This is a genomic window from Enterococcus sp. OL5 (genome assembly GCF_006491895.1).
Taxonomy (GTDB): Bacteria; Bacillota; Bacilli; order Lactobacillales; family Enterococcaceae; genus Enterococcus_D; species Enterococcus_D innesii.
This window is the reverse complement of sequence record NZ_VHIL01000006.1, coordinates 1-24,449: the sequence shown is the minus strand read 5'-3', so window position 1 is coordinate 24,449 and position 24,449 is coordinate 1. Positions and strand designations below refer to the sequence as shown.

General features: G+C 39.5%; 28 protein-coding genes and 3 pseudogenes. 22 read left to right on the top strand and 9 right to left on the bottom strand.

The window, feature by feature from the left end; all coding sequences use genetic code 11:
• The first annotated feature begins 102 nt into the window (after positions 1–102).
• Entirely contained in the window at positions 103–1,011 is a 909-nt protein-coding gene (locus FJU10_RS08660; RefSeq protein WP_081118427.1) for a phosphate ABC transporter substrate-binding protein PstS family protein, read from the top strand.
• Positions 1,012–1,132: 121 nt separating this feature from the next.
• Positions 1,133–3,370 (top strand): GH25 family lysozyme, encoded by a 2,238-nt coding sequence (locus tag FJU10_RS08655; protein ID WP_081118428.1) that lies wholly within the window; start codon positions 1,133–1,135, stop codon positions 3,368–3,370.
• Between the two features lie 67 nt (positions 3,371–3,437).
• On the opposite strand, the pseudogene pnpS reads toward FJU10_RS08655, so the two are convergent.
• A pseudogene (gene pnpS, locus FJU10_RS08650) lies at positions 3,438–5,167 on the bottom strand (two-component system histidine kinase PnpS).
• A complete protein-coding gene (locus FJU10_RS08645; protein ID WP_081118430.1) occupies positions 5,167–5,871 on the bottom strand; it encodes a response regulator transcription factor in 705 nt (234 codons plus the stop codon). The pseudogene pnpS and the gene FJU10_RS08645 overlap by 1 nt, the downstream one beginning before the upstream one ends.
• 150 nt (positions 5,872–6,021) lie before the next feature.
• On the opposite strand from FJU10_RS08645, the gene FJU10_RS08640 reads away from it, so the two are divergent.
• The 4 genes from FJU10_RS08640 (at position 6,022) to FJU10_RS08625 (ending at position 8,807) form a co-directional block, all read left to right on the top strand.
• On the top strand, positions 6,022–6,495 hold the full coding sequence (locus tag FJU10_RS08640) for a DUF523 domain-containing protein (RefSeq protein WP_077453503.1): 474 nt from the start codon (positions 6,022–6,024) through the stop codon (positions 6,493–6,495).
• Positions 6,485–6,823 carry a putative DNA-binding protein gene (locus tag FJU10_RS08635; protein ID WP_005228897.1) on the top strand — a complete coding sequence of 113 codons (339 nt, stop codon included), beginning with the start codon at positions 6,485–6,487 and terminating at the stop codon, positions 6,821–6,823. Before FJU10_RS08640 ends, FJU10_RS08635 begins: the two co-directional genes overlap by 11 nt.
• Before the next feature lie 14 nt (positions 6,824–6,837).
• Complete coding sequence (gene ffh, locus FJU10_RS08630) at positions 6,838–8,256, top strand: signal recognition particle protein (protein ID WP_005228902.1); 1,419 nt, start codon at positions 6,838–6,840, stop codon at positions 8,254–8,256.
• 350 nt (positions 8,257–8,606) lie between these two features.
• A complete protein-coding gene (locus FJU10_RS08625; protein ID WP_081118431.1) occupies positions 8,607–8,807 on the top strand; it encodes a CsbD family protein in 201 nt (66 codons plus the stop codon).
• Between the two features lie 46 nt (positions 8,808–8,853).
• Here the strand turns inward: FJU10_RS08625 and FJU10_RS08620 are convergent, their stop codons facing one another.
• Genes FJU10_RS08620 through FJU10_RS08610 form a run of 3 tightly spaced genes read right to left on the bottom strand, consistent with a single transcriptional unit; the run spans position 8,854 to position 11,291 of the window.
• Entirely contained in the window at positions 8,854–10,014 is a 1,161-nt protein-coding gene (locus tag FJU10_RS08620; protein ID WP_081118432.1) for an ABC transporter permease, read from the bottom strand.
• A 12-nt stretch (positions 10,015–10,026) separates the two neighbouring features.
• Complete coding sequence (locus tag FJU10_RS08615) at positions 10,027–10,908, bottom strand: ABC transporter ATP-binding protein (protein WP_081118433.1); 882 nt, start codon at positions 10,906–10,908, stop codon at positions 10,027–10,029.
• On the bottom strand, positions 10,905–11,291 hold the full coding sequence (locus FJU10_RS08610) for a GntR family transcriptional regulator (protein ID WP_170920129.1): 387 nt from the start codon (positions 11,289–11,291) through the stop codon (positions 10,905–10,907). The genes FJU10_RS08615 and FJU10_RS08610 overlap by 4 nt, the downstream gene beginning before the upstream one ends.
• Before the next feature lie 100 nt (positions 11,292–11,391).
• Between FJU10_RS08610 and FJU10_RS08605 the strand changes: the two genes are divergently transcribed.
• Positions 11,392–11,961 (top strand): DNA-3-methyladenine glycosylase I, encoded by a 570-nt coding sequence (locus FJU10_RS08605; RefSeq protein ID WP_077453498.1) that lies wholly within the window; start codon positions 11,392–11,394, stop codon positions 11,959–11,961.
• 13 nt (positions 11,962–11,974) lie between these two features.
• Complete coding sequence (locus FJU10_RS08600) at positions 11,975–12,508, top strand: dihydrofolate reductase family protein (RefSeq protein ID WP_081118434.1); 534 nt, start codon at positions 11,975–11,977, stop codon at positions 12,506–12,508.
• Positions 12,509–12,590: 82 nt separating this feature from the next.
• On the opposite strand, the gene FJU10_RS08595 is transcribed toward FJU10_RS08600, so the two are convergent.
• Complete coding sequence (locus tag FJU10_RS08595) at positions 12,591–13,142, bottom strand: NADPH-dependent FMN reductase (protein ID WP_016613846.1); 552 nt, start codon at positions 13,140–13,142, stop codon at positions 12,591–12,593.
• Between the two features lie 253 nt (positions 13,143–13,395).
• On the opposite strand from FJU10_RS08595, the gene rpsP reads away from it, so the two are divergent.
• From rpsP to FJU10_RS08525, 14 genes and pseudogenes are all read left to right on the top strand, one after another.
• Positions 13,396–13,671 carry a 30S ribosomal protein S16 gene (gene rpsP, locus FJU10_RS08590; RefSeq protein WP_005228917.1) on the top strand — a complete coding sequence of 92 codons (276 nt, stop codon included), beginning with the start codon at positions 13,396–13,398 and terminating at the stop codon, positions 13,669–13,671.
• An 11-nt stretch (positions 13,672–13,682) separates the two neighbouring features.
• Positions 13,683–13,928 carry a KH domain-containing protein gene (locus tag FJU10_RS08585; protein WP_005228918.1) on the top strand — a complete coding sequence of 82 codons (246 nt, stop codon included), beginning with the start codon at positions 13,683–13,685 and terminating at the stop codon, positions 13,926–13,928.
• A gap of 112 nt (positions 13,929–14,040) precedes the next feature.
• On the top strand, positions 14,041–14,298 hold the full coding sequence (locus FJU10_RS08580; RefSeq protein WP_081118435.1) for a hypothetical protein: 258 nt from the start codon (positions 14,041–14,043) through the stop codon (positions 14,296–14,298).
• 87 nt (positions 14,299–14,385) lie between these two features.
• A complete protein-coding gene (locus tag FJU10_RS08575; protein ID WP_081118436.1) occupies positions 14,386–15,210 on the top strand; it encodes a hypothetical protein in 825 nt (274 codons plus the stop codon).
• A gap of 155 nt (positions 15,211–15,365) precedes the next feature.
• Positions 15,366–15,890, top strand: a complete 525-nt coding sequence (gene rimM, locus FJU10_RS08570) for a ribosome maturation factor RimM (RefSeq protein ID WP_081118437.1) — start codon at positions 15,366–15,368, stop codon at positions 15,888–15,890.
• The gene (gene trmD, locus FJU10_RS08565) at positions 15,880–16,626 is read left to right on the top strand and encodes a tRNA (guanosine(37)-N1)-methyltransferase TrmD (RefSeq protein ID WP_077453494.1); all 747 of its coding nucleotides are present in this window, start codon (positions 15,880–15,882) and stop codon (positions 16,624–16,626) included. The genes rimM and trmD overlap by 11 nt, the downstream gene beginning before the upstream one ends.
• Positions 16,627–16,792: 166 nt before the next feature.
• The gene (gene rplS, locus FJU10_RS08560; RefSeq protein WP_002357176.1) at positions 16,793–17,140 is read left to right on the top strand and encodes a 50S ribosomal protein L19; all 348 of its coding nucleotides are present in this window, start codon (positions 16,793–16,795) and stop codon (positions 17,138–17,140) included.
• A gap of 359 nt (positions 17,141–17,499) precedes the next feature.
• Positions 17,500–18,156, top strand: coding sequence for a hypothetical protein (locus FJU10_RS19035; protein WP_189372280.1), 657 nt, complete (start codon positions 17,500–17,502; stop codon positions 18,154–18,156).
• A gap of 84 nt (positions 18,157–18,240) precedes the next feature.
• The gene (locus FJU10_RS08550) at positions 18,241–18,579 is read left to right on the top strand and encodes a hypothetical protein (RefSeq protein ID WP_411268836.1); all 339 of its coding nucleotides are present in this window, start codon (positions 18,241–18,243) and stop codon (positions 18,577–18,579) included.
• 203 nt (positions 18,580–18,782) lie between these two features.
• Positions 18,783–19,277 (top strand): annotated as a pseudogene (locus tag FJU10_RS08545) (cell surface protein); the annotation flags it as partial.
• Between the two features lie 23 nt (positions 19,278–19,300).
• Positions 19,301–19,798: a DUF3324 domain-containing protein gene (locus FJU10_RS19815; RefSeq protein ID WP_140965759.1), complete on the top strand. Its 498-nt coding sequence runs from the start codon at positions 19,301–19,303 to the stop codon at positions 19,796–19,798.
• Between the two features lie 103 nt (positions 19,799–19,901).
• The gene (locus FJU10_RS08535) at positions 19,902–20,672 is read left to right on the top strand and encodes a WxL domain-containing protein (protein ID WP_140965669.1); all 771 of its coding nucleotides are present in this window, start codon (positions 19,902–19,904) and stop codon (positions 20,670–20,672) included.
• 21 nt (positions 20,673–20,693) lie between these two features.
• Positions 20,694–21,008, top strand: a complete 315-nt coding sequence (locus FJU10_RS08530) for an LPXTG cell wall anchor domain-containing protein (protein WP_140965668.1) — start codon at positions 20,694–20,696, stop codon at positions 21,006–21,008.
• Positions 21,009–21,073: 65 nt separating this feature from the next.
• Positions 21,074–21,412 carry a DUF7006 family protein gene (locus tag FJU10_RS08525; protein ID WP_223273007.1) on the top strand — a complete coding sequence of 113 codons (339 nt, stop codon included), beginning with the start codon at positions 21,074–21,076 and terminating at the stop codon, positions 21,410–21,412.
• Positions 21,413–21,994: 582 nt separating this feature from the next.
• Here the strand turns inward: FJU10_RS08525 and FJU10_RS08520 are convergent.
• From FJU10_RS08520 to tnpA, 3 genes and pseudogenes are all read right to left on the bottom strand, one after another.
• On the bottom strand, positions 21,995–22,444 hold the full coding sequence (locus FJU10_RS08520; RefSeq protein ID WP_140965666.1) for a hypothetical protein: 450 nt from the start codon (positions 22,442–22,444) through the stop codon (positions 21,995–21,997).
• A 257-nt stretch (positions 22,445–22,701) separates the two neighbouring features.
• Positions 22,702–24,004: pseudogene (locus FJU10_RS08515) on the bottom strand (ISL3 family transposase).
• A 202-nt stretch (positions 24,005–24,206) separates the two neighbouring features.
• On the bottom strand, positions 24,207–24,449 hold a 243-nt coding region (tnpA, locus tag FJU10_RS08510), incomplete at its 5' end, for an IS200/IS605 family transposase (protein WP_140965665.1).

Sequence of the window (24,449 nt, the reverse complement as noted above, 5' to 3'; positions counted from 1 at the left end):
TTACAAAAGATTTACATCGCTTTATCGATTCTTTACATGAAATCCATCAAGGGTTTACACCGCCTTGCTAAACTAAGCATATAACGAAAGGAGATTTACTAAATGAAAAAATTGGGACTTTTATTTTTTGCAACTGGTTTATTATTAGCTGGCTGTGGGAGCGGTGGCGCAAGCACTGAGAGCAGTCAAGCATCAGGCGGATCTTCATCAGGTACCGCATCAAATGAAAATGTAGAAATTTTAGCGGTAGGCTCAACTGCATTGCAACCCTTGGTTGAAGCAGCAGGTGAAAGCTTCTCAGCAGACAATCCCAATTATACAATTACGGTTCAAGGTGGCGGTAGCGGAACTGGCTTAAGTCAAGTAGAAGCAGGCGCTGTGACGATCGGTAATTCCGATGTTTTTGCGGATGAAAAAGATGGTGTGGATGCCAGCAAATTAGTTGACCATAAAGTAGCTGTAGTTGGTATGGCACCAGTAGTGAATAAAGACGCAGGCGTTACGGATCTTAGCCAACAAGATTTAATCGATATCTTTACAGGCAAAGTGAAGAATTGGTCTGAACTAGGTGGAGCAGATCAAGAAATCTCTGTAATCAACCGCGCATCAGGCAGCGGTACGAGAGCGACCTTTGAAAAATGGGGCTTAGATGGTGCAGAGACGATCCAAACACAAGAACAAGATTCTTCTGGAACAGTTCGTAAAATCGTTGCTGAAACACCAGGAGCAATCAGCTACCTTGCTTTATCCTATGTGGACGATTCGATCCAAGCGCTATCTCTTGATGGAGTAGAAGCAACTCCTGAAAACATTGCAGATAACAAATGGCCAATCTGGTCTTATGAGCATATGTACACGAACGGCGAGCCAGATGCTAACGTCAAAGCCTTTCTTGATTACATCATGACAGACGATGTCCAACAAGGAATCGTTATCGAATTAGGATATTTGCCAATCACTGATATGAAAGTAGAACGCAGTGTAGACGGCGAAGTAACGAATGTTGAATAAACAGTTTTCATAAGGTACAAAAAAAGAAGGGAAGAACTCCTTCTTTTTTTGTACCTTTTTTTTATTTTTTATGTAAAATAGATAGTGAATATAGATGAATATTCAGTGAAAGGGGAAAAAAATGAAAAGATTTCCAAAAAAAATGTTAATAGCAGCATTGTATGCGGGAACGGCCTTTGTCATTTTTGGCATGCGTGTTGGTTTTGCAGACACAGAATCAACAAGTGAGTCAAAAGAGGCTGCTATTGTTTACTCTGAGACGAATGATGTGACAAGCAGTGACAGCCAAACAATTCGCTCGAATACAGGTGAAACCAGCGAAGACTCAATTGATTCAACGAGTGAGACAACATCATCAAGTAACCGCAGTGAAACGGGCAGTACGACTGTTGATAGCAGTACAGCCGAAAGTGAAGAAAAAAGCCCAGACAATGCTTCGGATTCTGTCTATGATATCAGCTCAGGATTAGACCCAACGTATCGAAGCCGTTCAGATTTGAAAGTCAGCTTAAGCCGTTCGGCACGGTCTGTTTCTAGTGTTCCTTATATTTCAGCAGGAGATCCCTCAACCCCAAAGCAAGACTTTATTGATATTTCCTCCCACAACGGAGAGATCACTGTGGAGCAGTTCAAGTTGATTAAAAGTTATGGCGTTTCTGCAGTGGTGGTGAAATTGACAGAGGCAACTTCTTATCGAAATCCCTTAGCTGCAAGTCAAATCGCAAATGCTAAAGCTGCAGGCCTGATTGTACATGCTTATCACTACAGTTGGTTCACCACTGAGGCACAGGCAAAAGCGGAAGCAGATTATTTTGTAAGCTATGCCAAACAGCTAAACCTGCCGACCTCTGCTTTGATGGTCAATGACATTGAAGAGCCAAACATTAAGAAAAAAGCAGACCATACACAATTGTCAAAAGTTTTTGAAAATAGATTAAAAGAGTTGGGTTATTCAAATACGCATCATTATATAGGTGTGTCGTGGGTCACGGATAACGCGATCGACCCTGTTGCTTTAGGAAAAAACAAAGTTTGGATCGCACAATATCCATACGAACCGCAAAATCAGAAGTATACGGATTATAGTGCATGGCAGTGGACATATAACGTTACATTCCCAGGGATCAATGGCACCTTTGATATGAATTCAGATTATAACAAGTATTTTATCAGTCAAGGACAAGGTGGTGCGATCAATGATGGCCGTTATGCCACCGTTGTAAAAGACAATTATACGATTTGGCAAAATTTTTCTTGGACAAAAAAAGCAGACTCTAAAGCTTATCTGGGTCAGACCCTGCAAATAAAAGTGCGTTATGAGCATATTAACGGTAGCACCTATTATTCGTTATACGACAACCAAGGGAATTGGGTTGGGTACATTAACTCTGGGGGCGTCAAAGTTGCTGATGGTCCTCAAGGGAATTGGCAATCAAAACAAACCTATGTCAAATTTAAAGAGCCAGGAACAATATATCGAGATTTTACGTTTACTAGGACTGCACCGATAACTTCAGATATGGTGAAAAATACCTATAAAGTAACCGGTACCTACCATCACTTTGATGGCACGTATTATGATTCAGTTTATGATTTTTCTGGAAAATGGATTGGGTACATCGCTTCAACGAAATTAGCAGTTCAAACGAATCAAGGCCCCGCATTGGCCGATGGACGCTATGTAACGATCACCAGTGGAAATTACTCGATATGGCAAAATTTTTCATGGAAAGTAAAGGCATCCAGCAAGGATTACTTGAACAAAACAGTTCTAGCGAAATATCGCTATGAACACTTAAATGGCAGTATTTATTATTCACTATATGATCAATCTGGTACATGGTTAGGCTATATGAACGCTAATGGTACCAAAACAGCGAATAATGCAGGTGGAACAGCTATTTCAAGTGGTAAATATGTCACTGTTACAAGTAAAAATTATTCGATTTGGCAAAATTTTTCTTGGAAAGAAAAAAATAAAAGTAGTAATTTTTACGGTCAAACACTCCAAGTAAAAGTATATTATAACCATTTCAATGGAAGTACCTATTCATCATTGTACGATAACAAAGGAACTTGGCTTGGCTATATCAATGCCAATGGAACAAAGGAAGCAAGTAATGCTGCCGGAATAAACCAAAGTTACCATAAAAAAATAACGTTTACTCAGAATTTTCCACTCTGGCAAAATTTCTCTTGGAAGCAAAAAAGTACGGTGACTAATGCCATGAAAGGACAAACTTTCGAAGCGCGCTATGTGTATCGCCACTTTAATGGTAGTAATTACCTGTCAATTTATGATAATAAAGGAACTTGGTTAGGTTACGTTAATGAATCCGCAACAAAAGTTGTTAAGTAAGCATGGTTCCAAAAAAACAGCCGAGAAAATGCCACTAGGCGTTTTCTCGGCTGTTTTTTATCAATAATCATCTTTCTTCATGAAGCGGCAAAGTCACCGTAAAGGTAGAACCAATTTTAGGGAAACTGTCCACCTTGATGCTGCCGCCTAATAATTTGGTATAGTCTTTGACGATAGCCAGTCCGAGTCCAGTGCCACCAGAATTGCGGGCGCGGGCTTTGTCTACCCGATAAAACCGTTCAAAAATTCGTTCTTGATCTTCTTCATCGATGCCGATGCCTTGATCCTGCACTTGAAATAGTAGCTGGTCGTCTTGCTCGGAAAAGGATAATTTGATGGTTCCACCAGGTTTTGAATAGGTGACCGCATTTTCAACTAGATTTTTTACGATGGGCTGCAGCAGCTCTTTTTTGGTAGACAAAATGTAGTGTTCTGGTCCTTCAAATTGAAAGGTCAATTGCTTCTTAGCAGCTGCGGGACCATAAGTTTGAAGGACTTGTTGCAGCAGTTCGGAAAAGTCGATTGGCTGATTGACATACTGGAAAGAATCGCTGTCTTGAGACAATTGGATGATATCTTGTATTAGATTTTTCAAGCGATAGGCATCTTTTTGGATGATCTCTAAGAAGGTCTGCAAGGTTTCAGGATCTTCTTTGGCACCGTCCAACAATGTTTCAGTAAACCCGATCAAGGAAGTTACCGGCGTTTTTAATTCATGGGAAACATTGCCGACAAAATCTTTTTGCATCTTTTCTAATTGTCTGATGCGCGTCAAGTCATAGGAAATACCAATCAACTGGTTTTCTTGGAAACTCCGCAAGGTAACATCCAGGACTTTTGAACGTTCTCCGCTAAGGGTGGTCTCCGCATGGAAAATAGGGGTCTCGTCATTAAATTGATAGATTAACTGGATCAATTGTGTGTCATGAATCACTTCAGTAAAAGGTTGCGGCAAGGTAGGCACAGTTTCCATCCCCAACTGATCTTGCATCGTCGGATTCAACAGCAGCAGTTGATTTTCTTCATTGATGATAAAGACACCGATCATCAATTCACTGAGCAATCCGTAAAGTTGTTGTTCAGATGCTGCATAGGCACGATAGGTCTGGCTCATTTGTTCGCTCAGCTGATTGATCAGTTGATACAACTCATCATGTTCAGGTGTTTCTTGCATAATGATTGCTTGTTGATCGGGCGAGCTGATCATTTTCTTTACGACGGGCAGAATCGTTTGGATCGGACGATTCCGCTGACGCAAGGTATGGAAAATCAGTAGGCTGATCAAGAAACAAAAGACAAGATAGACAATCAAGATCGACTGCTTGATTCCTTGGTTTTTGCAAAAAAAGCAGCAGTCGGTTCGGCGATTCGTAAGATTTGCGTCAGATTTCCTTCCTCTTTGACAGGGACTGCCACGTAGAGCAATTCTTCATGTAAGGTATCACTTTCCCTCAGAGACTGACCGACGGCGCTTCCGCGCAAAACGGCTTGGACTTCTGGACGATCGGAGCGGTTTTCATGCAGTGTATGATCATAGGTATCGAAAATAATCTGACCTTGATCATCTAACAAAGTGATGCGACTATTGCTATCTTCCACATAGGTATCCGCAAATTGTTCGAGCGCTGCGGTTTGGTTATCTGAGAGATTCAAAAAAACGGTAGCTTTTTCTTGAAGGAAATCCACTTGTTGAGCAATGACTTGTTGACGGTAAAAACTGCTAAGAATTTGCCAGCTTAGAAAAAAAATCAGCAATAGGCCAATCGACCATAAACCATAGCCATAGCGTTTTTTCATTAGACTGGCTCCTGAAATTTATACCCGAATCCCCGAACCGTTACTAAGTATTCCGGCCGTTTTGGATCAGCTTCCAATTTTTCTCTTAAATGACTGATGTGAACATCCACGATGCGACTTTGTCCATCAAAGTCGAAGTTCCAAATGCGATTGAGCAAGGTATCGCGATCGATCACGCGGCCTTTTCGTTTCATAAAGTAAACTAGCAGCTCGAATTCTTTTGGCGTTAGGAAGATTTTCTCACCATCCACACTGACTTGGAAATTCGTCAGGTCTGCTTGGATCCCACCGACTTGCAGAATCTCTGCAGGTTGATCTTCTTCTCGTGTTTGTTGACGGGGTTCTAAACGACGGAAGATAGCTTTCATTCGAGCCAATACTTCTCGAGGGCTGAAAGGCTTCGTCAAATAGTCATCGGCGCCGATTTCTAAGCCTAAGATCCGATCGATTGGATCATCTTTTGCGGTCAAGACGAGAATCGGGGTCTCGATTTTTTCTTGGCGCAATTTCTTCGTGATCTCGATACCGTCCATATTTGGCAGCATGACATCTAAGATGATAAAGTCAAAAGGCTTAGACAAAGCTAATTCGTAAGCTTTTTTTCCATCTGCGGCTGAGACGACTTGGTAGCCTTCTTTTTCTAAATTAAAGGTTAAAAGTGTGACGATGGAAGGTTCATCATCGACAACGAGAATTTTTTTCATGATACACTCCTTTCGTTTCTTTTTTTCAAGAAACGATTAAATTTCAACGAACAAGTCCTATTTTAGCATGAATAGACAATTGGTACTATTGCAACCACTAAATAAATGCTATAATAAAGGACGATTTCATAGGAAAGCTGAGGGTGCGAAATGATCGGAATCAGTGCGTGTCTAGGCGGTGCACTTTGCCGCTATGATGGAAAACACCAAGCAGTGCCACAATTGATCGAACTGGTAAGAGCAGGTCAAGCCATGATGGTCTGTCCAGAAGTTCTTGGCGGTTTGCCGATCCCACGGGAACCGGCCGAAATCGTCGGTGGTGATGGGGTGGATGTTTGGGCACAACGGGCGAAGGTCGTCACCATCTCAGGAGAAGACGTGACCGAAGAGTTTACTACCGGCGCGAAAATTGCTTATCAAAAATTACAAGAGCAAGGCATCACCCAACTGATCCTAAAGGAGAAAAGTCCCTCTTGTGGCAGTCAGACGATTTATGATGGCAATTTTTCTGGAATCAAAAAAACAGGGGTCGGTGTCGCTTGTGCGTATTTTCGACAACAAGGCATGACTGTTTTGTCCGATGTCGAATGGCTTGCAAAACAGGAGGAAGCAAATGGAAATTGAAAAGACCAATCGCATGAATGCGTTGTTTGAGTTTTATTCCACGTTATTGACGGAAAAACAGATGAATTACATGGAATTGTATTACGCAGATGATTTTTCTCTAGGAGAAATCGCTGAAGAGTATCAAGTAAGCCGTCAAGCAGTTTATGACAACATCAAACGCACCGAACGTATTTTAGAAGACTATGAAAAAAAACTACATATGTTTTCGGACTATATCATGCGGGAAGACTTGCTGGATCAGCTAAGCGAGTATACGAAAACTCACTATCCAAAAGACGAAACCTTACAGGGGTTTATTCAACAGCTCCAAGAAATTGAAGAATAAAGGAATGAAAAAAAATGGCATTTGAAAGTTTAACTGAACGCCTCCAGCAGGCAATGAGCAAACTGCGCAGAAAAGGAAAAGTATCTGAAGCAGATGTAAAAGAAATGATGCGTGAGATTCGTCTAGCTTTATTAGAAGCCGACGTCAATCTCCAGGTTGTAAAAGAGTTTACCAAAAATGTTCGTGAACGGGCAGTTGGGGTAGAAGTATTAGAAAGCTTATCTCCAGCGCAACAGATCGTTAAAATCGTTGATGAAGAATTAACTAAAACATTAGGATCTGAAACAGTTGGTATCGAAAAATCACCGAAGATTCCAACGATCATCATGATGGCTGGTCTGCAAGGGGCAGGGAAAACCACCTTTGCTGGAAAATTAGCCAACCATTTGATCAAAACCGAAAACGCACGTCCATTAATGATCGCTGGTGACGTGTATCGTCCAGCCGCGATCGACCAGTTGAAAGTATTAGGACAGCAATTGGATGTACCTGTTTTTGATATGGGAACAGATGTCAGTCCAGTTGAAATTGTGCGTCAAGGACTGGCTTTGGCTCGGGAAAAGAAAAATGACTATGTTTTGATCGATACGGCAGGTCGTTTGCATATCGATGAAAACTTGATGGAAGAGCTAAAACAAATCAAGGACCTGGCACAGCCAAATGAAATTTTACTGGTAGTTGATGCGATGACCGGACAAGATGCTGTCAACGTGGCAGAAAGCTTTAATCAACAACTGGGGATTACAGGGGTGGTCATCACCAAACTAGATGGTGATACTCGTGGCGGGGCGGCATTGTCGATTCGTCAAGTTACTGGCGCTCCAATCAAGTTCACTGGTACCGGTGAAAAATTGACCGACCTTGAAGTATTCCATCCAGATCGGATGTCTAGTCGGATTCTCGGTATGGGTGATATGCTGACTTTGATCGAAAAAGCACAGCAAGATTACGACGAGAAAAAAGCAGAAGAACTTGCTCAAAAAATGAAGGAAAACTCCTTCGACTTCAATGACTTTGTCGAACAGATCGATCAAGTCATGGGCATGGGCCCAATTGAAGATCTCTTAAAAATGATTCCGGGAATGAGCCAAATGCCTGGTATCGAAAATGTCAAAGTTGATCCGAAACAAATTGCTCGGCAAAAAGCCATGGTTTATTCTATGACACCAGCTGAACGGGAAAATCCAGATTTGTTGAATCCAAGCCGCCGTCGTCGGATTGCCGCCGGTTCTGGAAACAGTGTCGTCGAAGTCAACCGCATGATCAAACAATTCAAAGAATCTCGCAAAATGATGCAGCAAATGAGTAAAGGGAATATGAACATTCCTGGCATGGATCAAATGTTTGGCGGTGGGGTCAAAGGGAAACTTGGAAAAATGGCCATGAACCGCATGGTAAAAAAACAAAAGAAGAAAAAGAAAAAACGCAAATAACAATTCTGATGCTAAAAAGGATTGCGTAAAAGACCTGATTAGCGAAGGATTCCAAAAGACATGACCGAAAAAAGGCGCTCAGAGAAACCTCCTTGCTAGAATCAGCAAGAACAGCTTCTCGAATCAAAGCCTTCGACGGTCCTGTTTTTTTATGCAAGCAATGTTTTTTATGGCCTCCTAAAAGGGGAAGCACTTTTTATCGTGTGAGTATGATATCTATGAAAGGCCAAAAATTTTCCACGATTCAAAAGAAACTAGCACCTGTAAAAATAGTAGAAGCAGAACATTCGTGCTTTCTGTCAAATGATGCTACTATTAACTTATAGCAAGTATGAAAGGAGTTTTTTACGATGACAAACAAAGATCGCATTGAAGGAAAAGTAACCGAAACAAAAGGGAAACTTACAGGAGATGACTTCGAAGAATTAAAAGGAAAAACCCAAAATAAATATGGGAAAGCCAAAGATAAGGTTGAAGATTTTGCGGATGATGTTTCTCGCAAAGTAAATGACTTCTTTGACAAAAAAGACGACGACAAACCTAAACATTAAATATAAAAGCGTCCCTACAACAAGAAATTGTTGCCGGGACGCTTTTTTAAATATTGCTGACCTGTTTGTTTTTTCGTTTGTACCACCAATTCATCAGTGCTTTAGGATAGACAAGCAACAAACTGATGAATAAGCAAGCAACCAGCAACAAACCAAGCCGGAGGGCGATATTCCAAAGACTGACATCATATCCTTCGTAAAGATCACGGTAAAAAATTTCTAACGGGTAATAAGATATCATGGATAGATAGAACCAGGTTCCCAAAGAAAGCAGCCAATAAACCGGGGCGCGCAATTTAGGGATCGTTAAATAATCACCATCATTTTCTAAAGAAATTTTCGAGAACACTTTTTCGGCAGCAAGAATCAGCAAGCCGCTCAAGCCGAGGTAAAGGAGCAGCAGCCACCAAGGGTAGACATATCCTTGCGGCCAATCGATCCACGTTTGAAAAGGAAGCAGAAAATCCCCATGACCAAGAAACACAAAACTAAAAAACTCGCGGGTACATTGGAAAAAGCTATACCCCATTGATCCTAGAGAAATAGTGAAGAACACCGATAGCAGGCCAGTAAACAAATTCCCCAGCAAAACGCCCAACAGGAGGCCTGTAGCAAATACGAGCAGATTCGTTGCCAAGGTACTAAGGGCAGAAAGCAGCACGTCTTGAAGCGGCACAGCGAGATAGCGAGCTGGAATCATCGTGTATTCGATCAGGATATGACCTAACAGACCCAACACTAAACAAGCCGTCAAGGGTAAGCCGATAAAAAGCACTTTCTTGCGAAAGACCTGCTTTCTGCTAAAGGGTAAAGCAAATAAAAAGCGATTGAAATGGGTGCGGCCATCGACAAAAAAGGACAAAAAGCCTATAAGAAACAGAAAGACAATCACAAATTGGTTCATGGTAGTCATATAAGGGTGATTGTAATAAATCTCATCAGAGTACTCTTTGTTGATCGTCAATGCCGCATCGCGGTACTCTGCCGCCGAATCAAAGTAAACCGGGGTTTCACCGTTGTAGCTTTTGACATAGTACTCTCGATTTTCGTTGAAATCTTTGATAAATTCTTCAGATGCCAAATAGCGTTCTTGCTGATGCCAGGCTTTTTGTGATTGCCAGCCAGCACTAAGATACATGAAGAGCACGACAAAGCAAAAGCCGATCAATAGCTTGCCGTAGCGTTCTTTAAATAAATTGCTTAACATCGTTTTCCACCTCTATCCTTCCACCAATGCTTCTTGTCGTAAATTTGCTTCAAACAGATCTTCCAAAGTCAAAGGTAATTCTTCAAAAACCAAAGGATCAAGTTGCTGAATCTCAGCCGCCAGCTCCTCTGTGTAATTGTCAAATAAAGCGGTCAAGACTCGGCCTTGCTTTTGAATCAGCTTGGAGTGCTGCTTGATAAGGGGAGGAATCTGTTTGCTGCGAAAGACGAGTTGGAGTTTGCGAGATTGTTCGCGAATCGTTTCCAAACGGTAGTCTCCTTCAATCGTTTTCCCTTTGATCAACAAGGCACGATCAATAATATGTTCTAATTCATTTAGATTATGAGAAGCGATCAATGCGGTACGATTCGATTCGCTGAGGCTTTCCAGCAATAGTCCGATCACTTTTTTACGGACGATCACATCAAGCCCATCAAAAGGTTCATCTAAAAGTAAGAACGTCGCATTTGAGGCAATCGCAAGAATCATTTTATAAAGACCTTGCATACCTTTTGACATCCGTCGGTAGGAAAGCGTCAGAGGAAGACCGTGACTTTGCATCAATTCTAAATAAAGATTTTGATCGAAATTTGGATAAGCAAGCCGATAAAATTGATTGAGCTTTTTCAAAGAGTAGGCCGAAAGAAAGTTTTCTTTTTCATCAATATAAAAAAGTTGTTCTTTTAATTGCGGGTACTGATCTAGGCGTTGGTTATCGATCGAAATTTCGCCATCATCTAATAAATAATGTCCAGCGATCGTTCGAAACAACGTGGTTTTCCCAGAACCATTGCGGCCGATCAATCCTACGATTTCTCCTTTTTCCAAGGAGAAGTTCACGTTTTCTATGATAGTTGTTTGCTCCATTTTCTTGGTCACATGTTCGATCTTCACTGTGGGTCGCCTCCTAACTCTTGTTCAAAGCCATTCATCCAATCGGTCAACTCGCGTATGCTGATCTGTAAATGGCGTGCTTCAATCATCAATTCTTTCAAACGTTCTTTCACTTGTAAGATCCGAATCTCATCGCGAGGCAAGTCCTCGGTGACTTTCACAAAAGTGCCTTTTCCTTTGATGGTGACAAGGACTTGCTCATTTTCCAATACTTTGTAAGCTTTGCTGACGGTATTTGGATTCATCAACAGGTGCTTGGCCATTTCACGAACTGAAGGCACTTGGTCTCCGGCGGTTAGAACACCGTTCAGAATATCTTCTTTGATACTTAAAACCAATTGCTCATAATAAGGTTTGCTGCTGGCTTTGTTAATGCGAACCACAAAATCAGCTCCTTTCATTTATGTGTACTAGTATACGTAGTACACTAGTGGAAGTAAAGTCTTTTATGATAAAATAAGCAAAAAGGAGCTGATGAGAACAATGAAGCGATGTGAGTGGGCCAACAGTACGCCAGCAATGCAAGAGTATCATGATTCGGTCTGGGGAAAACCTGAGTATGAGGATCAGCAGTTATTTCGAAAACTGGTGTTAGATATGAATCAAGCAGGATTGAGCTGGCAAACGATTTTAAATAAAATGGCAAATTTTGATGCGGCATATGATCAGTTTGAAATCACCAAAGTAGCGAACTATACGGAAGAAAAAGTGGAAGAGCTGATGATGAATCCAGGAATCATTCGCAATCGACGAAAGATTGAAGCAGCGATCATCAATGCCCAAGAAGTTTTAAAAATCCAGCAAGAATACGGCAGTTTCTCTGCATTCTTGTGGCGATATGTCAATCATGAGCCGATCATCAATGAATTTCAGCAGCAATCCGATGTACCAACCCATTCGGAAATCTCCGATCAGCTAGCAAAAGACTTGAAAAAGCGAGGCTTTAAATTTGTCGGAACGACAACTATTTACGCCTTTATGGAAGCGGTTGGTATGGTCAACGATCACTTAGTTACTTGTGTTTGTCGAAGGTCAGAAGCAATCGTAAAATAAAGGAGTGAGATTAATGGGAAAAGTGATATTTTATGGTGCAATCAGCCTAGATGGCTATTTAGCAGGGCTAGAGGATCAACTGGACTGGCTGTTTCAAACCGACACCGGTGTTGCAACGACCTATGAAGCATTTTTTGCGACTATCGACACGACCGTGATGGGAAGAAAAACCTATCAAGAAGCGAAAAAACTGATGGATGAGGGACCGTTGTATCCTGAAACGACAAATTATGTTTTTTCCCATACCCGAAAAGAACCGCTGCCGGATGCAACCTTAGTGGCATCGGATCCAGTTGCATTTGTTTCAGCATTGAAACAAGAGAAAAACGTATGGGTAGTGGGTGGGGGTTCCCTATTAAAACCCTTACTAGAAGCGGATCTGATTGATGAATGGTTTATTCAAATCGCGCCGGTGCTTTTAGGAGAGGGCAAGCCACTGTTTGAAGCAGGGGATTACGCGAGGCGCTTGACGTTTGTTGAAACAAAACAGATGGGGGAACTGACAGAACTTCATTATGTTCGAAAAGCTGAGCAAGCAAGCGAGTAAAAAATACAAACTATTTTTCTACGCAAAAAAGACCAAGAAACTCAACGCTGAGTTCCTTGGTCTTTTGATACAGATTCATGGATTAGTTGAATCGTTGAAAGAGTTCAATATATTTTGCAATGATCGTTTCAAAGAAGCTTACTGTATCTGGATTGATTTCGTTGTTTTCATCAATCAAGTTGGTGATTCCACCGATATAGGCTTCTGGTTGTTGCAGAGTAGGCATATCCAAAAAGACTAATGATTGACGTAGGTGATGGTTTGCACCAAAGCCGGCGATCGCTCCTGGAGAAACGCTGACGACTAATGCTGGTTTACCACCCCAGCTGCTCGCACCATAAGGACGAGAACCGACATCCAAAGCATTTTTCAACGCTGCAGGAACAGAGCGATTGTATTCTGGTGTAAAGAAGAAGACACCATCAACGGCGCTTAATGCTTCACGAAATGCTGTCCATTCAGCAGGAACTTTTCCTTCAACTTCCAAATCTTCATTGTAAAATGGCAAGTTGCCGATCTCAATGAAAGATGCTTCAAAACCTTCTGGTAATAATGATGCGAATTTTTTCGCTACGAGTTTATTAAATGATCCTTCCCGTAAACTGCCGACGATAAAACCAATTTTTTTTGTCATGTAAAATTCCTCCTTGTTGTTTTCTACTCTTTTAGCTTACCAAAAGTAAGTGAATGGTGCAAATAAAACGATTTGACTTTAAAAAGTTTCTCTATCACTAATGATACGCGTCCTGATCCATTCTGGCAAAAGATAACCATGCTCAGAAAATAAGAAAGAAGAAACTTTTTTTAGCTGTAAAGAAAAACTCTTATCACCACCAGAAAAACCTGTTAAACTAGCTCTTGTGATTAAATCAATGGAGGTGTAAATAATGGCAGTAAAAATTCGTTTAAAACGCATGGGTTCTAAAAAGAAACCTTTTTACCGTATCGTCGTAGCAGATTCACGTTCTCCTCGTGACGGACGTTTCATCGAAACAGTTGGTACTTACAATCCTTTACTAGACCCAGCTGAAGTAACAATCAAAGAAGATCTAGTTCTTGATTGGTTATCTAAAGGTGCGCAACCTTCAGATACAGTTCGTAACATCCTTTCTAAAGAAGGCGTTATGAAAAAACACCACGAAGCAAAATTCACTAAGAAATAAGGTGACTTTGGATGAAAGATTTGCAAGAATTAGTCTTAACGATCGTTTCACCACTTGTTACCAAACCTGAGGATATCAAGCTTGAGCTGGTAGAGTCAGATGATTTCTTGGAATATAATCTTACTGTGGCACCAGAAGATATTGGTCGTATCATCGGTAAACAAGGTCGGGTTGCCAAAGCAATTCGAACGATCGTTTACAGTGTACGGACAAATGGACCAAAGAAAGTTCGTTTGAATATCATTGATGGTAAATAAGCAAGAATGAAAAGCATTTCTCTTTGAGGAATGCTTTTTTTGTAAAATTCATGCTTAAGATGGAGGACAAAAAAAGGTGGTTTTGAGATAATCAAAAGAAGGAGGTGCTTGTATGTCTCAACTAATCGCATGGATCGTCGTTCTTTTGATTCTCGTATTTATTTATAAAATTGGTTCTTTTCTTTGGCGAACGCTAGGGATCTTGTTGTTGCTCTTTTTAATTTGGGTCTATCGTGAGGAGATCATGACGCAATTAAACCAATGGACACAAAACTTTCGTTGGGGCGACCTATCAACGATCGCCAATCAAGTTTGGCAATGGTTCAAGGATGGCTTTCAATCACTGCAAAATTGGGTGACAAATCTTTAAAAAATCAACAAAAAAAATGACAGACAATCTGACTTGTTTGTCATTTTTTTTATTGAGGGGTATCCTTTGTATAAGGAGGGGAACATCATGAAAAAAGAACTAGGATTATTCGTTACGCTGCTGACGATGGGCGCCTTAGCTGGCTGCAATAATCAACAGGAACCAGAAACAAGTCAAGCCAGTAGTGCCGAAACAACAGCGACGAGTATGGTGGAAAGTACCCAAACGCAAGCAAGTAGTCAATCAGAAACCAGTCAATCAAGTACGTCTTCTAGTCAGGCGGCTTCTAGGGATTCTTCAAACACGAATAGTACTGCAGATATCTACGCTCAAATACAAGCGGTATTCCCTGATCTTGTCTTACCCAAGGACATTCCACTTGCTTCAGGTAAAGTGTTGAATGCAGCCACAGCTGGCAGCCAAGCCGATGCCTCAATTCTTTATTATGGACTTGATCAGCAGTTGCCTCTCAATGACAAGGCTTTGAACGAGGAAACACCGATTGCTGCTTTTCAATCAAAAGAGTATCAATCAGCGGATGAAGCTGCCGCAGCGGTCAATGTAACAGCTGATGATGGCGGACAAGCCGTTGATCTCGGATATGGGATTACTGGGCATATGCAAGGAGCTGCTGGCTCCAGTTATTTGAGCTGGCAAGAAGGAAATTGGTCATTGACTGTTCGAGCAGTCAACCAAGAAGAACAAGATCCTGTGCCGGTTGCCAAAGAAGTGGTGGCGTATCTGGAAGAAGCTATGCTCCCAGCGCCTGAGGTCGGTCAAATCACTATCGATATGGGAAAAAATGACCATACAGCAACTACCGTGGTCTGGCAACAAGAAAAGACCCTTCGAACGGTGCAACATCAAGATGCACGTTCGGCATTGAAGATGGCCGTTTCTATGAATCAATAAAGCTTATATTAGGACAATGCCCCTTTGATCAAGCGTCGAAGGGGCGTTTTTCGCGCGATGATTTTGAGGAAAACATGGGGCGCTAGGAAACGGCTAGAATTCGCTACTTTGCTATGCTAAAATAGAACAGAAGTTAGAAGAAATGGGGAACGAACGTGACAGAATATTTAAACGTAGGGAAAATCGTCAATACACATGGGATCCGTGGAGAAGTACGAGTGATATCGCAAACGGATTTTCCAGAAGAACGCTACCGTAAAGGGGCTGAATTGACACTTTTTCGTGAAAATAAAGAGCCATTACCATTGATCGTTTCAGGTCATCGCAAACACAAAAATTTTGATTTGTTAACATTTGAAGGCTATCCCAACATCAACGACGTTGAACCGTTTCGTAACGGCATTTTAAAAGTTACCAAGGATGATTTGGTGGATCTAGCAGAAAATGAGTTTTACTACCATGAAATTATTGGTCTGGAAGTCGTCGAAGAAGATGGCACAATCATTGGTAAAGTAAAAGAGATCCTTTCACCAGGTGCCAATGACGTTTGGGTCGTTCAACGAAAAGGGAAGAAGGATGCCTTGATTCCTTATATCGAGTCGGTTGTCCACACGATCGATCTTGAAAATGGTCAGGTCACTGTGGAAATCCCAGAGGGGTTGTTAGACGATGAGAATTGATGTGTTGACACTATTTCCGCGAATGTTCGAAGGTCCTCTAGGAGAATCGATCATCGGCAAAGCACGGGAAAAGGGACTGTTAGAAATCAATGTCTCTAATTTCCGTGACTATTCCGATAACAAACATCAAACAGTGGATGACTATCCTTATGGTGGCGGAGCAGGAATGTTATTAAAAGTCCAACCTGTCTATGACAATATCAAAGCGATCGAAGCAGCGGCACCAGAAACGAAAAAGCGGGTGATCCTATTAGACCCAGCGGGAAAACCCTTTGATCAAAAGATGGCGGAAGAATTCTCTACCGAAGAGCACCTTGTTTTTATTTGCGGTCACTATGAAGGCTATGATGAACGAATCCGTTCATTGGTCACTGATGAAGTGTCACTGGGGGATTACGTCTTGACTGGTGGCGAATTGGGGGCAATGGTCATGATCGATGCGACAGTCAGGCTATTACCAGAAGTTTTAGGCAATCAAACCTCCGCACAAACCGATTCTCATTCCACTGGTTTATTAGAACATCCGCAATATACACGTCCGGCAGCGTTCAAAGGCATGAAAGTGCCGGAAGTTTTGATGAATGGCAATCATAAATTGATCGAGCAGTGGCAATTAAAAGAATCATTGCGCCGAACGTATCAGCGCCGACCTGATATGCTAGAAAATTATCCGTTGACGGCAGAAATGCAGAAACTTTTAAAAGAAATTGAAGAAGAAGCGAAAGCTGGCAACTAAAATAGTGCCAGTTTTTTTTATATTCTGCGCCATGACAAGAAAATTCTCTTTACAGCCTATGGTCGACTGTGGTAAGATGTTTCAGTGAGTGTAAACTCAACTATTACGATGTTCCGCTGGAGCTTTCATGCTTTAAGAATGTTTGGGAATAAGGAGAATGATAAACATGAATCCATTGATTCAAGAACTAACTCAAGAACAATTACGTACGGACATCCCAGCTTTCCGTCCTGGGGACACTGTTCGCGTTCACGCGAAAGTTGTCGAAGGAACTCGCGAACGTATCCAGTTATTTGAAGGTGTTGTCATCAAACGCCGCGGTGCTGGTATCAGCGAAACTTATACAGTTCGTAAAGTATCAAACGGTGTAGGTGTTGAACGTACCTTCCCATTGCACACACCACGTGTTGCACAAATCGAAGTTGTTCGTTACGGTAAAGTACGTCGTGCAAAATTGTACTACTTGCGTGCATTACACGGAAAAGCAGCTCGTATCAAAGAAATTAGAAGATAATAACGGAAAAACTCCTGAAATCTCTAAAATCTGTGAAAAGTCCTTGTATATCAAGGGCTTTTTCTTTTTTCTCTATCACAGTTTTAAGCCTGAATTGGCTGTTTTGGACCATTTTTTACTCATATTCCCCTAGAATGTCCGATATTGACTAGCAGTGTCGTCAAAATAGGGCAAAATTTAGTAGTCAGTCTGACGACAAATTTAATACGAAAAATACCAAAACATTTACCGAATTTATCATATTTTTAACCCCTTAGGATAAAAAGGTACCAGTTTTCAAAAAAAGGCAAAACATATACTTTGGTGATAAAAAGTTAGTGTGATAGATATTCTCTAAATAATTTTTAGGAGATTTATTAATGGATAAGATTGATGGTCGAATTATTTGGAAGAATCAAAGTGACTTAAAATTGATTTTAACAATTAATAATTTTATTAAAAAACACGGAATTACATCTACGAGACAATATCAGAAAAAGTTAGCAGAATATCCCAATGAATCACCTAGTATTTGGTTCATCAATAAGAAATATGGGTCATGGGACAACTTGCTAGATAGTATTGGCCTTGAAAAAAATGATTATGGAAAATGGGCTAAGAGGACAGACGACAAATTGATGGAAATAGTAGAAAGCTTTATAAGTGACGAAAAAATTCGTTCACAGCGAAATTACGAAACAAAAGCAGTTGGTAGAGATGTCCCTTCTCTAAGTACGTTGAAAAAAATAGTTGGTGATGTACGGCCACTGTTTAGAAAAAAGGAAGAGAAAAATTTATTAACTGACTTTCAATTATTGATGGAGCTGAGAGAAGAAATTATTCGATTAGGACTTGAAGAAGATTTATCAATGACAAAATTCCGTAAACTATCAAAGTCAGATAAACTTCCGTCAGCGATCACAATATTGAGAAGAACAAACAAATCTTGGGAGGAATTAATGGAAGAAATTGGATTTGATTATCGGAAAATCAAAATTTATAAACAAAGAGACAACTTATCTCGAAAGAAAAATTAATAGGATCAAGCTTAAAGAGGCGTTCAAAACTAAAAATTTGAACGTCTTTTTTTATTACCCAAAAACGTAAGGGGATTTTATTTTATGAAAAAGCCGAGATTTAAAAATTGGCGATTGTTTGCGGCTTTGTCTCTATTAGTTCAAACCATTGGTGTAGCAATCGGCCCTACGATTGCTTTTGCGGATGAGGTTACTCATCCACAGATTGTTACTATTCATTATGATGCAAGTAATCTATACGAGGTAGAGGGTAGTTTTAGTGATGGTAGAACTCTTACAGAGAGAACAACATCGTTATATGCGGAGTTTAATGGGGTAAATCAAACAGTATTCTGTATTGAGCCTAGTGTTAGCATTTCAGCTGAGATAACGCCAGGCTATGAAAAAATCCATTACCGTCAGTTTCTGATAAAGCGAAACTAGTTTCCGTTCTTTGGAAAAAACTGGGACAGATATGGACACCAATATGGTGGGACAAAAGATGATTTGGAGTGCGAAACGTTTTCCTATAGGTGTATAAGCATGAAATGGAAGGGTTATGAGTATTCATAATTACAACTAATTATTAGATAGTTGGAGTGATACCATCATGTTGGTTGAAACAACTAGCCTAATACTCCTACATGCATGTCTTTACCATTACCAAACAAGGACGAAAACAACCAATTAAGACGGTGACCGTTCCTTACGAAAAGCTAACGAACAAAGCGTTTTCTGTTAGTTTGAATCGTTTGATGCTTTATGATTTTTCTGAGGAAGAAGATAGCCTAACTTCTCTTGCGACTTGGAAAGACGGAGGCAAAAAATTGATGATTCTTGATTCTACCAAGGTAGGCGATAAACTAAGTTACAATCTTCATGAAATCAAAGAAGACTTGTATGTCGTAGCTCAAGCCATTGATGTGGAAGCCACAAAAGCTGCCCAAGAAAAAGACGAAAAAGCCAAACCTGTGGTGATTACCAAAACAACCGTAACGTTTGCGAACAAAGATAAAACAGGAACTTGGGAAATTCTGCATAAATTAACCGCTGAACAAGTTTTGGATAAAAGCATCGTCTTGTTGAATTGTGTGTATGAAAATAAAAAAGCCTTTGAAGCAGGCGATGAGCCAGTAGCGAAAGTAATCAACCAAAAGAAAAAACAATTACACATGAGGACCCCTATACAATTGGCATACTGTTAAATAAGAAAAATGCAGCGGGCGTTGAAAATATCCTTCATTTGAACAATGTAAATGTCGGTCAGCGGAATTACCAAAATTACATAGAAGCAAATCTACAAAATAGTGCACCAAAAATAGTAAAAGATTTATCAGTTAAATCTGAAGTTACACGGTCGGACAGCGAGACAGTTCTGTATCGATCTGAAGTCTCAAATATGCGAATGGCTCCCAATTCGAATTTTTCTTTTGGAATACCAACGGGAGACAGCACTATAAAAGCTGGCAATTTTCTGTTAAAGCTGTTAGTGGTAGCGGATGAAAAAGAGTATGAGTTCACAAAAAAATTTTCAGTCAGTGCACAAGAGTCACAAAAATTAAATCAAAGCGCAGTGAATGTATCGGTGGAATCTTCGAAAACACTCTATGTAATTAGCGATAGTGGGAGGGATGGTTCTCTTATCCGTATTGCTTTTATATAAATATAAAAAGGAGGATAGAGAAAAGAAATAAGAAGTAAGAAACAAAAATAGATTATAAAGATAAAGAATGAGGAATATTTTACGAAAAAAAAGATTTTGACCATTGCAGCAGCAACATTATGAAGTAACTTCCGATCAATTTAAGACATTAAAAATAAATCAAGTTGTAGTAAATAATGATAACAAAATTGCACTGAATGAGACAGATGAAAACTTAGTGAATAGAATTTCTGAATTTGTTGACTTACCAGATGGGGTTTCTTTTGTTGAATTTACGCAATATCCTGATCGAGCAACTTTAGGTGAAGCAGTAGGAAAAATTGTTCTTGAAGAGCAGTTATCAACTGGAAAAATGATTCAAAAAGAGTATGAAATCACATTCACAGTTGAACCTGGGAACCTATCAATTAGTCAGATAGCTGATTTTGATTTTGGAGAAATCACAAAGTCAAGCAGAGAGATAAGAACCTATGCTAAAGGAAATGAAGTACCAAGAATTATCATTCAGGACTATAGTACACTTACTGGCTGGTCTTTAAATGTATCCGCTACGAGTTTCTCAAATAAAAAAGGAGAAACGATACCTGGTGCAACAATTTCATTGAAAGATATTAATCCCGTCTCCACTTCACATAAATGGATGCATCTCCCAGAGGAACTAGAATTAAATGAAGCGGGCAGAAGCTTGGCTGTGATGACCAATCCGCAACATGTAAATGGGTTAGAGCAAGGTGAGACCGTTATCGAAATGGGAGACGAAAAAAATGGTGAACTAACCGGGGTAGAACTTACCATCCCAGCACATTCTAGTATTGATTCTGATGACTACTCTGCCACTATCACTTGGGAGCTAGTGACAGACCCAACTATGTAAATAATTGATTTGGAGGTAAGTGTGAACGATACAGAATCAGTGTTTTTTAAAGGGGATGATGAATTGATCAAAAAAATCTGTGTCATTTTATTTGCAGGGATCATATTGATTCAAACGAGTGGATTTGTCGAGGGAAATGCTCAGAGTGTTACTTATGAGAATAACGCCATCGTTAGTTTTTTCTCACCAGAAGAGGAGGAAATGAACGAAACTGATACGGTGAAAGAATTGCCTAGAACTGGAGAAAAAACGTCATATATGGGAGTTCTTGGGGGATTTACACTGGGTTTAGCATGGACAATCAGACACATAGAGACTAAGAATAGGAAAGCATAGAACAATAAACGGCGCTAGAAAATAGTAAGTTTTATCAAGAATAGAGAAAAGACGTGAGTATGAAGATGGATGAAAACGTGCAGCAATATAGTACGAAGTTTTCTTCATTTGAAGAGAAACATATGAAAATTCAAAACTATCAGAAAGAGCAGCTTGAGAAGTTAGGAGAATATGTATCAGAAATAACAGAAGAAAGTTTTTGGTCAATTTTTCCCTATATTTTAGGAATTGACTCAAAATTAGTCTTGTTAGAAGAATTGTACAGTACTATTGAAGAATTTGAGGTAACGGAAAAAGAAGTCATTGAATGGGTAGAGAAAGATTATGTTTGTTATAACAAAGAACAGTGTGGCTACTTGTTAAATGCAGTATCTAAGCATTCAATGATTTTTAATTTTAAATGACTCAAAATACTTAGTTGTTTTAGACCACATAATATTAATGCTTTTTAAAATGTTGTGTTAAAACAATAGCTAAAAATTTAGTCAAAACCAGCTAGGGCTAGAGAACAGGCCCCCTGTTAAGTATAACTATGATAAATAAAAGACCAACAAAAAAAGAAGCTTTACTTGCAATTGAATCCGTAATAGCTTACCATTGTTCTGTAGCTTTTTGCTACAAAAAAGGAGAGACATCAGGCGCAATTATTGGGGAAGATTCTGCGTGGGAGCCTGATACCTCTCCTATTTTTTTATTGTACCACCTTTGTCAAAGAATAGATAACGGTTGTTTAAAATATTAAATTCTACAATTCTTTTATAAATGTCTATACCTTTTTCTTGAAACAAAAAGTTTTATACTATATATTATTGAGTAACGTGCATTATTTTATGAAGAGTATTAGACCAGAAAGCTTGGGGAAGTCTTTCGTGATCGCGCCTAACAATCTTCTTTTTTATTTTATCATGATTCTTAAATAATAGATATTATTGTTCAGAATATCGTCTAAAATACTCCAGTATTTTTAGTAAATTATCACTATAGCTTCATATTAAAGCAAAAAAGCTCTTACTCAATATCGAGTAAGATGCTTCTTTAAGCTTGCAGATTAAATTTTTTGCAATTTTAGTATTCTCCACTGTGTAGACAATTTCTCCATCATCGGCCTTCACAGTAATGGAATTTCCGAAGAAAATATAAGTTTTAATTACTTTTCCGTTATCAATCAGTTCCAAGGTATAAGTATTTGCTCCTACGAGCCCCACCCTATCGTCAATTTTATTATTATTGATCTTTAGTTCATTTATCATGTCTTGAACCTTTGAAATAGTTTGTGGGTCAGAAATTTCTTTATTTGTCCCTCCGAACTGGTTTATACTTCCATTTGTAACCGTAAAGTGAATTTTATCTACATTCTCAGTTTCAGTGTGTTCTCCTTTTAGGGAACATCCGCTGAAAACTAAAATAAGTAGTACTCCTATAAAAAATTTTCTCATAACTAATCTCCTTTGCATTTTATAAATTATAGCGAAAGTTTATGAAATGCAAAGAGTGAAAAGTAAATCTTAAAAAATAATGTATTTATTTGAGAACCAGATGTAAGATAGTTACATACAGACTAAGAAAATTTTTTCATAATTAGACTTATTGAACTTCCACTCTATGAATAATGGCTCTTTGTCAATAAGGACTGATGAGTTGCGTAAAATCAAATCTGGGGCAGAATGAACCACATTCTGGCTCAGATTTTTTGTTATCTTACTTTGATTAATTGATTGATCAAAAAGATTCTAATTCTCATGTTCTCGAATGATTTAAATCCGTAGGATACTCGTTTCATTGTCTTTATGTGGGTATTCTTCGCTTCTATTTTTCCGTTGGAATAAGGATAGATCATTGCGTTGGTGATGCCTTCTTCATAGGTCAGAGGTCAGAAGGTTTTGAAGCTTCTCCCGAAAGCTGTCATCTAACGTTTCGGGGAGTTCTGTCAATAAGGAGAAAAATAAGTCAGGGTCTTTGTCTCGAAAGGCTTCAACTAATTCATGAAAAAAGGGATACGCCTCCTTCAGGGGCGTAGAAAACTCAAGCAATCGATCAATCATCATTGCTTCAGTAAGAAATGGGTATTTTGGTGCTCGGAAACTTTTCCATGTTTTGTATTCATAATGGTTGATGTTCGCACGATTTTTTAGCAAAAAGCGCCAGTTCTTTTTCAGTTTTTCTGCCTGGCTTTTCTGTCCTACTTTACGAAGTTCATTCATTTCACGGATACGCAACTCATTGAACGCTTGATTCATGTGTTTGACAATATGAAACCGATCAATCACTATTTTCGCATTTGGCAGAACACGTTTGGTGAGCTGGAAGTAGGCAGCGTTCATGTCTGTCACCAAGAATTCTACTTCTTCTGGATTGGTACAACCTAAGAAATAGCTTGTTAATCGAGGTAATTTACGCGTAGGTAAAACATCAATTAATTTTCCTGTTTCGTCATCCGCGCGAATAAAGCTCATCTTATCTTCTATGGAAGCATGCGAACGAAATTCGTCAACCATCAATACTCTGGGGAGAATCTTCTTAGATTGCTTTGGCAAATAGCTTTTAAACTCTTTCAATGTACGAATAACGGTGGTCAAAGATACCTGACAGCTTTTCGCAATAAAAGATAAAGATACTTTTTCAGTCAGTAAAGAAGCAATTTTATATCTAACATGATCTGCGATTGAATGTCTGGGTTAGACAAAATAACTTTGAGCCGTCCAATGGGTTTGGCAGTTTTTACAGGTATAGCGCTGCTTTTTTAGGCGCATAACCAAAGGCATGTGATTGTATTGTTCAAAACGGACAATCGTTTCCTTCTTCCCATTTTTCACTATAATTGTTTTCCCGTTTCCATCTACCACAGTAGAACCACAACTTCTACAAGCACGAGGAGCAGGCGAGAGAACAGCATCGACGACCAACGTCTTTTTCTTCTGAAGGGGCTCGTAAGAGACCTCTGTAATCATCAAATCTTTCTCTGTTATTCTCAACATTTTTTTGATAGAATCATTCATATAGCATATCGTCCTCTCAGTTGTTTATTTTGTGGTGATTTAATCATACTAGAGAACGATATGTTTTTTAATACCTAAAGTAAATATCCACCCGTGAAACGGGTGGCTTTTTAACAGCCCTAGAAGGGCTCACCACTCGCTAGCCCCTTAAAAGGGGCTTTTTAAATGACCACCAACCGCTCACAGCCCTATCTCTCTTTAACTATTTAAATGGATCTACATACTCTTGTTTACTTATACTATCTCTTATTCGATCATCTGCTTCTTGTTCTCGAATATATTTTTCCATTGTTTTTTGATTTAACCCAACCGTACTCACGTAGTATCCTTTGGACCAAAAGCTTTTATTCCCATACTTATATTTCAAATTCGCATGTTTTTCATGGATTAAGGTTGCACTTCGTCCTTTTAAGTAGCCCATAAAACTAGAAATACTAATCTTTGG

Excerpts from the sequence above, each read along its gene's own strand:
- FJU10_RS08660 (WP_081118427.1), top strand. The coding sequence starts at position 103 with ATGAAAAAATTGGGACTTTTATTTTTTGCAACTGGTTTATTATTAGCT.
- trmD (WP_077453494.1), top strand. The coding sequence starts at position 15,880 with ATGAGAATTGATGTGTTGACACTATTTCCGCGAATGTTCGAAGGTCCT.
- FJU10_RS08585 (WP_005228918.1), top strand. The coding sequence starts at position 13,683 with ATGAAAGATTTGCAAGAATTAGTCTTAACGATCGTTTCACCACTTGTT.
- FJU10_RS08655 (WP_081118428.1), top strand. The coding sequence starts at position 1,133 with ATGAAAAGATTTCCAAAAAAAATGTTAATAGCAGCATTGTATGCGGGA.
- FJU10_RS08635 (WP_005228897.1), top strand. The coding sequence starts at position 6,485 with ATGGAAATTGAAAAGACCAATCGCATGAATGCGTTGTTTGAGTTTTAT.
- FJU10_RS08605 (WP_077453498.1), top strand. The coding sequence starts at position 11,392 with ATGAAGCGATGTGAGTGGGCCAACAGTACGCCAGCAATGCAAGAGTAT.
- FJU10_RS08640 (WP_077453503.1), top strand. The coding sequence starts at position 6,022 with ATGATCGGAATCAGTGCGTGTCTAGGCGGTGCACTTTGCCGCTATGAT.
- FJU10_RS08575 (WP_081118436.1), top strand. The coding sequence starts at position 14,386 with ATGAAAAAAGAACTAGGATTATTCGTTACGCTGCTGACGATGGGCGCC.
- FJU10_RS08625 (WP_081118431.1), top strand. The coding sequence starts at position 8,607 with ATGACAAACAAAGATCGCATTGAAGGAAAAGTAACCGAAACAAAAGGG.
- FJU10_RS08595 (WP_016613846.1), bottom strand. The coding sequence starts at position 13,142 with ATGACAAAAAAAATTGGTTTTATCGTCGGCAGTTTACGGGAAGGATCA.
- FJU10_RS08580 (WP_081118435.1), top strand. The coding sequence starts at position 14,041 with ATGTCTCAACTAATCGCATGGATCGTCGTTCTTTTGATTCTCGTATTT.
- FJU10_RS08550 (WP_411268836.1), top strand. The coding sequence starts at position 18,241 with ATGAAAAAGCCGAGATTTAAAAATTGGCGATTGTTTGCGGCTTTGTCT.
- FJU10_RS08620 (WP_081118432.1), bottom strand. The coding sequence starts at position 10,014 with ATGTTAAGCAATTTATTTAAAGAACGCTACGGCAAGCTATTGATCGGC.
- FJU10_RS19035 (WP_189372280.1), top strand. The coding sequence starts at position 17,500 with ATGGATAAGATTGATGGTCGAATTATTTGGAAGAATCAAAGTGACTTA.
- rpsP (WP_005228917.1), top strand. The coding sequence starts at position 13,396 with ATGGCAGTAAAAATTCGTTTAAAACGCATGGGTTCTAAAAAGAAACCT.
- rplS (WP_002357176.1), top strand. The coding sequence starts at position 16,793 with ATGAATCCATTGATTCAAGAACTAACTCAAGAACAATTACGTACGGAC.
- ffh (WP_005228902.1), top strand. The coding sequence starts at position 6,838 with ATGGCATTTGAAAGTTTAACTGAACGCCTCCAGCAGGCAATGAGCAAA.
- FJU10_RS08520 (WP_140965666.1), bottom strand. The coding sequence starts at position 22,444 with ATGAGAAAATTTTTTATAGGAGTACTACTTATTTTAGTTTTCAGCGGA.
- FJU10_RS08525 (WP_223273007.1), top strand. The coding sequence starts at position 21,074 with ATGGATGAAAACGTGCAGCAATATAGTACGAAGTTTTCTTCATTTGAA.
- FJU10_RS08600 (WP_081118434.1), top strand. The coding sequence starts at position 11,975 with ATGGGAAAAGTGATATTTTATGGTGCAATCAGCCTAGATGGCTATTTA.
- FJU10_RS08645 (WP_081118430.1), bottom strand. The coding sequence starts at position 5,871 with ATGAAAAAAATTCTCGTTGTCGATGATGAACCTTCCATCGTCACACTT.